The sequence below is a fragment of the Serratia sp. UGAL515B_01 genome, from assembly GCF_033095805.1.
Taxonomy (GTDB): Bacteria; Pseudomonadota; Gammaproteobacteria; order Enterobacterales; family Enterobacteriaceae; genus Chania.
On the sequence record NZ_CP109901.1, the window covers coordinates 352,995 to 364,790 of the forward strand.

The window sequence follows — 11,796 nt, forward strand, 5'->3', positions numbered from 1 at the left end:
AGGTAAATATGATTCGCAAAGCAGGAAATCACTAATTTTACTAAGGAATTTTGGTAGCGCTTGGATAAACTGTTTTCATAGCTAAATGAATTTATATTTCATAGGGGGAAATAACGCAATTTTTATTGATTTTTGTTTTAATTTTAGGATTATTCGCAGGGTCTATTCTTAATTTTTTAGGGTTGTCTTCCAATATGAGTTCGACAGTGTATTATTTCCTCAGTTTTTGGATGGGATAGTGATGCTGATAGTAGCAGAAAATCTAACCGTACATGTGTAACACCCTGATTTTAAATGTAAATGACCTTACAAGATAGACATCCATACGTGTCCGTAGATTGAGAACATTCCGATATGTAACTAATGTTGCTGACCCTATAGTCTGCTGAGTTTGGTAAAATTTACACATCAGCTAGGCATTTATCAATTTTGGGTTATGCTTGATTAATGACAGCGACAGTTAACGGTGTTCGGTTTCTGGATGAAATGCTCTAGGTAGCTACATTACAGAAAAATCTACATCGCACTTAAACTTCTAAGTGAAGCTGGACGTCGTGCGTCGCTTAAGTTAAATTAAATATTTGTAAAGTCAATTAAAAGAAGGTGACATGTGGCTATTATCCGGAAAAATTTATTTGGTAAACTAGATAATACACTTTTCAATGCTATTGAAAGCGCCACAACTCTCTGCAAGCTTCGTGGCAATCCTTATGTAGAATTAGTGCATTGGATTAACCAATTATGGAATAACGAAGATAGCGATTTCAAACATATAATTCGTTATTTCGAAGTTGATGCAGAGGCGTTTGAAAGAGGGTTGGCGCAATCTTTGGCTCGCCTTCCCGCTGGTGCATCTTCGATTTCTGATTTCTCTTATCATATCGAACTGGCTATTGAGCGTGCTTGGGTATGCGCCAGTCTTGAATATTTAGAGAATCGTATTCGCAGTGGTCATTTGCTACTAGCATTGCTTACCAACATGGAATTGCGGCGGACGTTGCTGTCTATCGCACCAGGGTTGGAAAAAATTGCTTTAGATGTGCTCAGCAGCGATCTGAATTACATCACACGTGGTTCTCCTGAAACCAATGAGAGTGCGAGTGATGGTACTCCTTTTTATGACGGCGAATTACCTGGTGAGGCCAGTAAAGCTGTTTCGGCTAAAACCAATGCTTCGTTGGCACAATACACCACGGATCTGACAGCATTGGCCCGCGAAGGCAAAATTGATCCAGTTCTGGGCCGTAGCCAAGAAATTACTACCATGATCGATATTCTGTTGCGTCGTCGGCAGAATAATCCTTTACTAACCGGCGAAGCTGGTGTGGGGAAAACCGCAGTGGTAGAAGGTATGGCACAGGCTATTGTTGCAGGTGAAGTTCCCCCTGCATTGAGCCAAGTGCGTTTATTGTCGCTGGATGTGGTGGCTTTGTCCGCTGGGGCCAGCATGAAAGGTGAATTTGAAGCGCGTCTTAAAGCGGTGCTTGACGAAGCAATGAGTTCCGAACAGCCGGTAATTCTCTTCATCGATGAGGTTCACACATTGGTGGGGGCAGGTGGTAATGCAGGAACCGGTGATGCAGCAAACTTGCTCAAACCTGCATTGGCCCGTGGTCAACTGCGGACTATCGGTGCAACTACATGGGGCGAATTTAAACGTCATATAGAGAAAGACGCAGCCTTGACGCGTCGTTTCCAAGTATTGCAGGTGGAAGAACCTAGCGAAGAGAGCGCAATTGCAATGCTGCGTGGTCTGACCGCTGCGTTAGAAAAGCACCACGGTGTTTGGATTATGGATGAAGCCATACAGGCAGCTGTTCGTCTTTCTCACCGCTACATACCAGCTCGTCAACTGCCTGATAAAGCGATCAGCCTGTTGGACACCGCATGTGCTCGTATCGCAGTAGCACAATTTGCTCCGCCAGCTGAGTTGCAGCAGCTTAATTGGCGGTTAGAGACAGCACAAGCCGAGTTGGCATCGTTAGAGAAAGCAAGCCATTTTGGTAAAGAACAAGTAGAACGTATTGAAGAGCTGAAAACCGATATCAGTGAATGCCGTATCGCTGTCGATGTTTTACATCAACGCTGGAAAAAAGAGCGTGAACATGTAGAGGCCATCGTGTCTTTACGTCAGCAGGTCGCGGACATAGTGGCAGCAGCAGAAGAAGGGGATACCCAGGCTCTGCAAGGTATACGTCATGAACTTGATGTCCAGGAAACGGCTTTGCACAACCTGCGGCAGGATCAGTTATTAGTACAAGCTGAAGTTAATGCTGAAGTCGTCGCCCGTATTGTCGGGGACTGGACCGGAATTCCGGTAGGGCAAATGCTGAAAGATGAGCTACGGGCGGTGATGGAGTTGCCACAGCGCCTAAACAGTCGTGTGATTGGTCAGTCTTCAGCGTTGGAGCAGTTAAGTGAGAGTATTATGACTGCGCGCGCTGGATTAGCAGATCCTCGTAAGCCTCTAGGCGTATTTATGTTGGTTGGCCCATCAGGCGTTGGTAAGACTGAAACCGCTTTAGCGATTGCTGAAAGTATGTACGGCGGTGAGCAAAACCTGATCACCATAAATATGAGTGAATATCAGGAGTCGCACACAATCTCTTCTCTTAAAGGGTCGCCACCAGGATATGTTGGCTATGGAGAGGGTGGGGTACTGACTGAGGCCGTAAGACGTAAGCCTTACAGTGTCGTATTACTTGACGAAGTAGAGAAAGCGCATCCAGATGTGCATGAGCTCTTCTATCAAGTGTTTGATAAAGGGCAAATGGAAGATGGTGAAGGTCGTCGTATTGACTTCAAAAACACCATTTTGTTACTGACAAGTAACGTTGGCAGCGATTTAACCAGTCAACTTTATGCTGATGAAGAGACTGCACCTGACAGCCCGGCACTGATTGAGGCGTTACAGCCTGAGCTATTGAAAGCATTTCCGGCTGCTTTTCTTGGCCGTGTGACAGTAGTGCCTTATAAGCCGCTGATGAAGGAAAGCCTTGATCATATTGTTGCATTGCACCTTGAGCGTCTTAACGCTCGTCTGCAATCACAACATGGGCTAACGTTGCGCTACAGTGCTGATGTTGTTTCACACGTGGTTGAGCAATGTCCTGTTGCTGAAACAGGTGCACGCTTATTGATTCGTTACATCGAACAATATATTACGCCACTGTTAGGAAAAGCCTTATTGCAACAACAGCGTGATGCGACGGATAATATAATTTCACTTGAACGCCACGATGGTGCGTTTACGGTGACCTTTAGCAAGGAGATTTGAAATCTTCAGGCTATTTCGCAGGTGGTTGAGTAATTCCCTATTGCTGAAATAGGTGCACGCTCATTGATTCGTTATATCGAAAGATATATTGTTAGACCGTTAAGAAAATCTCTATTGCAATATACAGTGTGATGCAACTAAGAAAATCCTTATTGCAATAACAGTGTGATGCAACGGATAATGTAATTTCACTTGAACGCAACAGATACGCGTTTATGGTGACGTTTAGCAGGGGATTTGAAATCTTCAGGCTAATTAGTAGGTAAGTAATAAGTTTTAAAGACTTTTTTACCCAATGGAATAGTAAATTAAGGATGTTTTTTTATGTTTAAGATTCAACATGTTGTTTGTGCGTTAGCAATGGCTGTTTCTGTAGGCGCAAATGCAGTATCTAGCGGCACAGTAACGTTCAACGGTGAATTGGTTGCTGATACCTGTACTATTTCTAGCGACAGCATCAACAAAATCGTTCAACTGCCAAAGATCCCTACTCAGGACTTGAATGTTTCTGGTGCCCAAGCTGGTTCTCGCGAATTCCAACTGAATGTTGAAGCCTGTCCAGCGAGCATTACTCAAGTTGCTGCACACTTTAACGCGATTGGTGGTTCTGCATTCGACCCAACGACCGGTAACCTGGTTAACGCTTCAACGTCAACTGCACCAGCAGCTGCTAAAGAAGTTCAAGTTCGTTTGTACAACGCTGATGGTAGCCAAATCCGTGTAGGTTCTACCGGTAAATTCTTCGACGTTGTTGATGAGAAAGCATCAATGACTTACGTTGGTGGTTACTACGCAACTGGTGTGACTACTCCTGGTCCGGTGACTTCTGTAGCTTCTTACACCCTGGCCTACCCATAATCGTGTAGCCCAGTAGCGGCTTGCTATATATTTACTATACTGTAGTTGTAGTCGCTTTATATACCCAATACCGGGAGAAGAACTCTTCCGGTATTAAAATCTAAGATAAGTTAATTCCACTGATGTGTCAGAGTAAAAAGGATAGGGTTAGCGATGATACCTAGAGTGCTTTTGCTAGCAGCATTAATGACAGCCTGTGCCCCTGCTATTGCTTCCATGACCATTAGCGGGACACGGGTTATTTTCCCCGGGTCGGAAAAAGAAGTCCTTGTCCGAACTAATAATAAAGGTACAACACCCGCGTTAGTACAAGTGTGGGTAGATGACGGTGATACAAACCCAAATCTGGACAATGTAAAAACGCCATTTGTTGTCACGCCGCCAGTTTACCGTGTAGAGCCGGGGAAAGGGCAGAGCGTTAGAATGATTTATAACGGCATGGCATTGCCTCAAGACCGTGAGTCTTTATTCTTCTTTAATATGCTGGAAATTCCCCCTAAAGCGAAAGATGCTGATCAGGGGCAGAAGCTGGAATTAGCATTCCGTACCCGTATAAAGATTTTTTATCGTCCAACTGGAATTGAAGAAAGCTCCTCTGAAAATGAACGTGACAAGTTAAAATGGGAAGTTGTTAGCGACGCTCAGCGTGGTATAGGGTTTAAAGTGACTAACCCGACTGCTTACTACTTCTCATTCGATTCCGTTATTGTTATGAGCGATGGGCGAAAAATCACGCTTAACTCAGATATGGTACCTCCGATTGGTTCAAAGGTTTTGTACCCTGCTCAGAAACTGACAGGTGCGGTATCTAGTTTAGAATTTAAACTTATTAATGATTACGGGGCCGTAATTGCTGAAAAGCTAGTATGGTCAGCAGCAGCAGGGCGATTCATCGCTACTGCTAAAGACAGTTAATATCTGCACAGAGCTATATGATGACATCGTTCAAGGACGTCTGGCTCGTAGCAAATGGAGTTTTGCGAGTGAAGCTCTCGAAGGTAGGACATATTAAAACTGAAAGAAAACGCTCAACGTCAGTACCACTGACGTTGACACTGATTAGCACAGTGTTGTTCTGCCAACGCGGTTTGGCAGCCACTGAGCCTAATAAACCGAACGCCGGCGATAATGAAACCATGAATGTGGATTATAATCCGATGTTCATTCGTGGTTCGGACGTCGATGTATCGCGTTTTAGTGAAAGCAACCCAGTATCACCGGGACAGTACGATGTCACTGTCGTGGTTAATGGTGAAAATAGAGGCAAGCAAACAATAGCCTTTATGACACCCCCAAATAAAACCAGCGCTGAACCTTGTTTCACTGCTGCTCAATTAGAGCAATTAGGCCTCGTGGCTGAGAAAACGCCCGAACGCCTGCAAGCTGCCGAATCAGGGTGTGCACGCATAGACGAGTGGATTTCGCTCTCGAAGAGCAGTTACAACAGTGGCGACTTTGTGCTGGATTTGACAATTCCTCAGCTCTACGTGAAGGTTTTACCGCGTGGCTACATCGATCCTAGCCTGTGGGAGAAAGGTGACACCGTTGGCTTCCTGGATTACACGGGTAACTTTTACTCTAGCTTCCAAGGCGCAAGTGCGGGAAGAGATCGTAATTCCGACAACAGCGGCAATGTCATGCTCAGCGCAGGTTTCAACTACGGTGATTGGCGTTTTCGTAAGAAAATCAATAGCAGTTGGCAGAACAATAGTTCGCTGAAGACCGATAACCTTTACGGCTACGCCGCACGTGACATTACTTCACTGAAGAGCGAGCTGGTTTTGGGTGAGGCAAATACTGTCGGTGATGTGTTCGACAGCTATGGTTTGCGCGGAGTGTTACTGCATTCTGAAGACAGCATGCTGCCAGACTCGTTGCGTAACTACTCCCCTATTCTGCGTGGTGTAGCGGAAACTAACGCGCGTGTAAGGGTAATGCAGCGTGGTCAGATGATCTTCGAAACCGTGGTACCACCTGGGCCGTTCGAGATCAATGATGCCAATATAGGTCAAGGTACAGATGTGACCTTAATTGTTACCGAAGCGGATGGTCGTGAACGCCAACAAACCATTTCATTTTCTGTGCCGCCAATATTGTTGCGCGAAGGTGTTTCGAATTTTGCCGTCTCTGCGGGGCAATTGAAAGACAACGATGTGGACAGCTATCCTGCTATTCTTCAGGGTACCTATCGTCGTGGTATGTCAAATAGCTGGACATTGTATGGTGGTGTACAAGTAGCGGCGAAATATATTGCTGCTGCAGTTGGGAGTGCATTCAATACGCCTATCGGTGGTATTGCTTTTGACATCACACATGCGAAAAGTGACCTGCGTGATGGCGAAAGTGCTTCAGGTAACAGTTATCAGGTCACTTACAGCAAGTATCTTGATAGCACTGATACTAACGTGTCACTGGCAGCTTATCGCTACTCCTCAAGCGGGTTTTACTCTTTCCGTGATGCTTCACGGCAACGGGATGGGAACGTAAGTACTAACAATGTTGATTACCGTGCTCGTCAGCGTTTCTCCGCGACGTTGTCACAGAAGGTAACTGACAGTATCACATTGTTTTTTAACGGTAGTTTGTACACTTATTGGGACGGAAGGGGGAGTGCACGCCAGTATTCCGTGACTTTTAACCAGTCCTTGCGTCATTTCAGTTATGGCGTGACTGCCGCACGTACGCAAAACCAAGACGGCAATGAGGAAAGCAACTTGTTGCTTTCTGTTAACGTGCCGTTAAGTAAACCTGGTTATACTAAGCCGTTGTTTAGCTCTGTTTATAGTACAGCTAGCCGTGACGGCAGCGGAAATACGCAGTTCCAGACGCTGGTAAACGGCAGCCAGGGCGAACGTAATGAATTGACCTATGGTGTAGGTGGATCTTTTGGCAGCAGTCCTAACACCAGCAGTGCTACAGCTGTAACGGGTAATATGAATTACCGCTCAGGAACCGGTAGCTATGGTATATCAGGTTCCGCGAATAACCGTAACACGCAACAGTTTTCATTGTTTGCTAATGGCAGCTTAGTGGCCCACAAAGGCGGCGTGACGGCAGGTCCAACCATTGGCGATGCACCTTTTGCCATCATTGGAGCACCAGGAGCGACTGGTGCACGCATAGAGAATGGGCAAGGCGCAGAAATTGACAGCCGTGGCTATGCAATTATGCCTTCACTGACACCTTATCGCAAAAATACGGTTTCTCTGGATGCTCGTGGATTGCCAGACACCGTTGACGTACTGGAAAACGAAAAGGTCGTTGTGCCGCGCCAAGGTGCCGCAATATCCGTTGATATGAAGACGATCAGTGGCTCACCAATGGTGCTGACGGTTCGTGACGAGAAGCAGAAGCTGTTGCCGATAGGTACAGAATTGCAGGATGAAAAGGGAATAAGCAAAGGTATTATTGGACAAGCTGGTCAGTTGTTTATTCGTGGTTGGCAGCCTGAGAAAGAAGCACTTTACGCCGTGATCGATGGAGTGAAACTACGCTGTAAGCCAACCTCCAGTCAGTCAGCTAAGTTAGGGACAACGGAGATTATTCAAATGGAGATGACATGTTTGCGAAACGGCCAGTAGGATTGCCGCAAGGCTGGCTGGTAGCAGGAGTACTGTTGGGGGCAAGTTTTTCTTTTGTTACACCAGTGTTTGCTGTAGGCCAGTCATGTAATGGTAGCGGTGACTGCAAAATCCCGGTGAAGTTTACCGGTGTTTACCTCGAAAATACTTGTCAAGTCAGCATTGACGGAAAAGGTTCTAATGCCATTGTTGGATTGCCTAGAATACCGGCGAGCGAATTGCAAGTTGACGGCAGCGAGGCAGGAAGCACGCAATTTGATATTTCTCTCAGCGCTTGTCCGCCGAACACAAATATCAATCTATCTTTCGTTTCCGTTGGAATTGATCCTGATCTCACCACTGGCAACCTGATGAATAGCACAGGTCTGGGGATGAGTCAGGGAGTGCAGGTACGCCTGCGTAGTGTGCCTAATAACCAGCTGCGTATTAATGATAGTAGCACTTTTCAACAATACGCTATTCCGGCTGACGGCAGGGAAGTAACCCAGTATTACATCGCCAGTTATTACGCTAAAGGGGCAGGGACTGTCACTCCAGGGCTGGTAAATACTCTTGCTGGCATAGAGCTTCGTTATAACTGAGGCTATATGCCCTAAATAGTTGAAGATACGACTTCAAATATGACGGTTCATAGGCAAATTATTTATTAGCAAAGCTTTATTCCGCCGGCTCGGACTAGTCTCTGAGTCTTTAAAAAAGACAACATCAGTTAAAGGTATTGAAAGCACTATGGTCAGTAAAAATAGCTCGCAAAAGTTTATTGCGCGGAACCGAGCTCCTCGCGTGCAGATTGAGTACGATGTGGAAATCTACGGTTCCGAGAAAAAAGTTGAACTGCCATTCGTTATGGGCGTGATGGCTGATTTATCCGGTAAGCCGCTTGAGCCTCTCCCTTCGGTAGCCGACCGCCATTTCCTGAGTATCGACATCGATAACTTCGATGAGCGTATGAAGGCCATGCGTCCACGTGTCGCTTTTGCGGTGCCGAATACGCTGACCGGTGAAGGGCAGCTGATGGTCGACATCACCTTTGAAAGCATGAGTGATTTTTCGCCGGACGCTGTCGCGAAAAAGGTCGATTCCCTCTCGCAATTGCTGGATGCACGCACCCAGTTGGCAAATTTACAAACCTATATGGACGGTAAAGCCGGTGCAGAAGAGTTGGTGATGGCACTGCTCAAGGATCAATCCTTGCTGAAAGCACTGGCATCCGCGCCTAAAGAAGCCAAGGCTGCCGATACTAATGTGGATCAGGAAGACTAAGTGAAAGAGGGTATTATGTCTACATCGCAAACTAAGGTAAATCAGAGCCCGGCAGCGGAAGTTACCCGCTTTGACGACTTCAATTCTTTATTGACGAAAGAATTTAAAGCCAAATCAGAGCAGACTAAATCTGCCGTTGAAGGCGCAGTAAAAACGCTGGCAGAGCAGGCGTTGGCAAACAGCGTCACGGTCTCTGACGATGCGTATAAAAGCATTGCCTCGATCATTGCTGAAATTGATCGCAAACTGTCCGAACAGATTAACCTGATCCTGCATCACAGCGAGTATCAGGCGTTGGAGAGTGCCTGGCGTGGCCTGAATCACCTGGTCTTTAACACCGAGACAGATGAGAAGCTCAAACTGCGCTTTATGGACATCTCCAAGGAAGAACTGCGCCGCAACATGAAGCGCTACAAGGGGATCGCCTGGGATCAGAGCCCACTGTTCAAGAAAGTGTACGAAGAAGAGTATGGTCAACTGGGTGGTGAACCCTATGGCTGTCTGGTCGCGGACTACTACTTCGACCATACCGCGCCTGATGTGGATCTGTTGGCCTCTATCGGTAAAGTGGCCGCATCGGCCCACGTACCGTTCATTACTGGCGCATCACCGAATGTGCTGCAGATGGATTCATGGCAAGAGCTGTCCAATCCGCGTGACCTGACCAAAATCTTCACGCAGAACCTGGAATATGCAGCCTGGAACTCCCTGCGTCAGTCGGAAGATTCACGCTACATCGGTCTGGCCATGCCACGTTTCCTGGCACGCCTGCCATACGGTATCAAGACTAACCCAGTGGATGCCTTCCATTTCGAAGAGACCACTGATGGGGCAGATCACAGCAAATATGCCTGGGCTAACGCCGCTTACGCTATGGCCGTCAACATCAACCGCTCTTTCAAAGAGTACGGCTGGTGTACCCTGATCCGCGGTGTAGAAAGTGGTGGTGTGGTTGAAGGTTTGCCGTGCCATACCTTCCCAACCGACGATGGCGGCGTGGACATGAAGTGCCCGACCGAGATCGCCATTTCTGACCGTCGTGAAGCGGAGCTGGCGAAAAACGGTTTCATCCCGTTGGTACACCGTAAAAACACCGACTATGCTGCCTTCATCGGTGCACAGTCCTTGCAGAAGCCGGCAGAATATTACGATGCGGATGCAACGGCCAACGCCAATCTGTCAGCACGTCTGCCGTACCTGTTCGCCTGTTCGCGTTTTGCCCACTATCTGAAGTGCATCGTGCGTGACAAGATCGGTACATTCAAAGAGCGTGACGAGATGCAGCGCTGGTTGAACGATTGGGTAATGAACTATGTTGACGGTGACCCAGCCAACTCTTCGTTAGACATCAAAGCTCGTCGTCCACTGGCGGCGGCAGAAGTGGTTGTCGAGGATGTGGAAGGTAACCCAGGCTATTACCAGGCGAAATTCTTCCTGCGGCCACACTTCCAGTTGGAAGGGCTGACGGTTTCTCTGCGTATGGTTGCTAAACTGCCATCAGTGAAAGACGTCGCTTAAAGACCCGATAACGCTGCTATCAAGCAGCGTATCAGTAGTAGTAAAAAAAGATAGGTAATGGTTTCCATTACCCTCCGTATAGGGAGCATTGTGTGCTGGTTTCAGCACCGGGGCTGCTGACATTCAAAGCGTCCAGGAGGACGCATTGGAAATATAATTAACGTGCATAAAAGAGGATATTATGGCACAAGATATGTTTATTAAGATCGACGGTATTGAAGGGGAGTCTTTAGATACCACTCATAAAAACGAAATCCAGGTACTGGGCTGGAATTGGGATGTGTCACAGCATTCTAACATGCACAGCGGCTCTGGCGGTGGTTCGGGTAAAGCGACCGTAGCGGATTTCTGTTTTGAACACTACATGGATAAAGCCAGCCCTAACCTGCTGAGCTACTGCCTGTCAGGCAAGCACATTAAAAACATCCAGTTCGTAGTGCGTAAAGCGGGTGGTGACCCTCTTGAGTTCCTGATCATCAAGTTCACCGATGTGATTATCACTCGTGTTGCGATGGCCGGTTCTGTCCAGGACGAAACCCGTCCACGTGAAGAAGTGCGTTTCTCCTTCACAAAAATGACACAAGATTACGTGATGCAGAATGCTGAAGGTCATAAATCTGGTGTGATTTCTGCCAGCTATGACGTGAAAGCCAACCTGCACGGCTAATTATTGTCGTCTGTTGTTACCCTGCCACCCATTTATTGGGTGGTAGGGTTTACGTGCATTTGTCGGGATAAGGCGTGCAACAATGGCGAGTAAATGCCTGAAAAAAACCATGACGTGTTACCAAGGCCGGCGGCATAGCGTGTGGGTGGTACTGGTTGCTCTGTGGTTAACCGCCTGCAGTTCAAAACCGCCTCCAGATAACCGTGCACAGAGCGTGCATGTGACATTACAAACCGCCAAGGACGTCAATCCTAATGAGAATGGCAAGCCGAGTCCGGTGCGCGTTACCCTCTATCAATTGACGTTAAGTGACGAATTCCTTGCTAGTGATTTTTTTGGTCTGAGTGATGGCACTGAGGCAAAAAACCAGACGCACAAGAGTTATGACGCCATCATGGTGCCCGGAGAAAAAAAAGAAATAACGCTACCGGTTAATCAAGAAACCACTGCCATTGGCGTGGTCACGGCGTACCGGGACATTTCGGCAGCAGAATGGCGAGTGTTTTATATTATTCCACCCAGGCCCGAAACGCCTTGGTACAGTAACTGGTGGTCAAGCAATGATGCCTGGCAGCCTAACATGTTGGTTCGTATGGAACATCTGACTACATCAATTAAAATAATGGATTAAG

General features: G+C 47.0%; 9 protein-coding genes. All 9 read left to right on the top strand.

Annotation, left to right across the window (positions count from 1 at the left end):
- Positions 1 to 610: 610 nt before the first annotated feature.
- The 9 genes from tssH to tssJ all read left to right on the top strand — a co-directional run bounded on the left by tssH (position 611) and on the right by tssJ (position 11,795).
- Positions 611 to 3,277: a type VI secretion system ATPase TssH gene (gene tssH, locus OK023_RS01830; protein ID WP_317694500.1), complete on the top strand. Its 2,667-nt coding sequence runs from the start codon at positions 611 to 613 to the stop codon at positions 3,275 to 3,277.
- A gap of 324 nt (positions 3,278 to 3,601) precedes the next feature.
- Positions 3,602 to 4,135, top strand: a complete 534-nt coding sequence (locus tag OK023_RS01835; RefSeq protein WP_317694501.1) for a fimbrial protein — start codon at positions 3,602 to 3,604, stop codon at positions 4,133 to 4,135.
- Between the two features lie 153 nt (positions 4,136 to 4,288).
- Complete coding sequence (locus tag OK023_RS01840) at positions 4,289 to 5,050, top strand: fimbria/pilus periplasmic chaperone (protein ID WP_317694502.1); 762 nt, start codon at positions 4,289 to 4,291, stop codon at positions 5,048 to 5,050.
- Between the two features lie 68 nt (positions 5,051 to 5,118).
- Complete coding sequence (locus OK023_RS01845) at positions 5,119 to 7,716, top strand: fimbria/pilus outer membrane usher protein (protein ID WP_317694503.1); 2,598 nt, start codon at positions 5,119 to 5,121, stop codon at positions 7,714 to 7,716.
- A complete protein-coding gene (locus OK023_RS01850) occupies positions 7,695 to 8,297 on the top strand; it encodes a fimbrial protein (protein WP_317694504.1) in 603 nt (200 codons plus the stop codon). Before OK023_RS01845 ends, OK023_RS01850 begins: the two co-directional genes overlap by 22 nt.
- A gap of 148 nt (positions 8,298 to 8,445) precedes the next feature.
- Positions 8,446 to 8,979, top strand: coding sequence for a type VI secretion system contractile sheath small subunit (gene tssB, locus OK023_RS01855; RefSeq protein ID WP_317694505.1), 534 nt, complete (start codon positions 8,446 to 8,448; stop codon positions 8,977 to 8,979).
- A 15-nt stretch (positions 8,980 to 8,994) separates the two neighbouring features.
- The gene (gene tssC, locus OK023_RS01860; protein ID WP_317694506.1) at positions 8,995 to 10,497 is read left to right on the top strand and encodes a type VI secretion system contractile sheath large subunit; all 1,503 of its coding nucleotides are present in this window, start codon (positions 8,995 to 8,997) and stop codon (positions 10,495 to 10,497) included.
- Positions 10,498 to 10,678: 181 nt separating this feature from the next.
- On the top strand, positions 10,679 to 11,164 hold the full coding sequence (locus tag OK023_RS01865; protein WP_317694507.1) for an Hcp family type VI secretion system effector: 486 nt from the start codon (positions 10,679 to 10,681) through the stop codon (positions 11,162 to 11,164).
- Positions 11,165 to 11,246: 82 nt separating this feature from the next.
- Positions 11,247 to 11,795, top strand: coding sequence for a type VI secretion system lipoprotein TssJ (gene tssJ / locus OK023_RS01870; RefSeq protein WP_317694508.1), 549 nt, complete (start codon positions 11,247 to 11,249; stop codon positions 11,793 to 11,795).
- Position 11,796 lies beyond the last annotated feature (1 nt).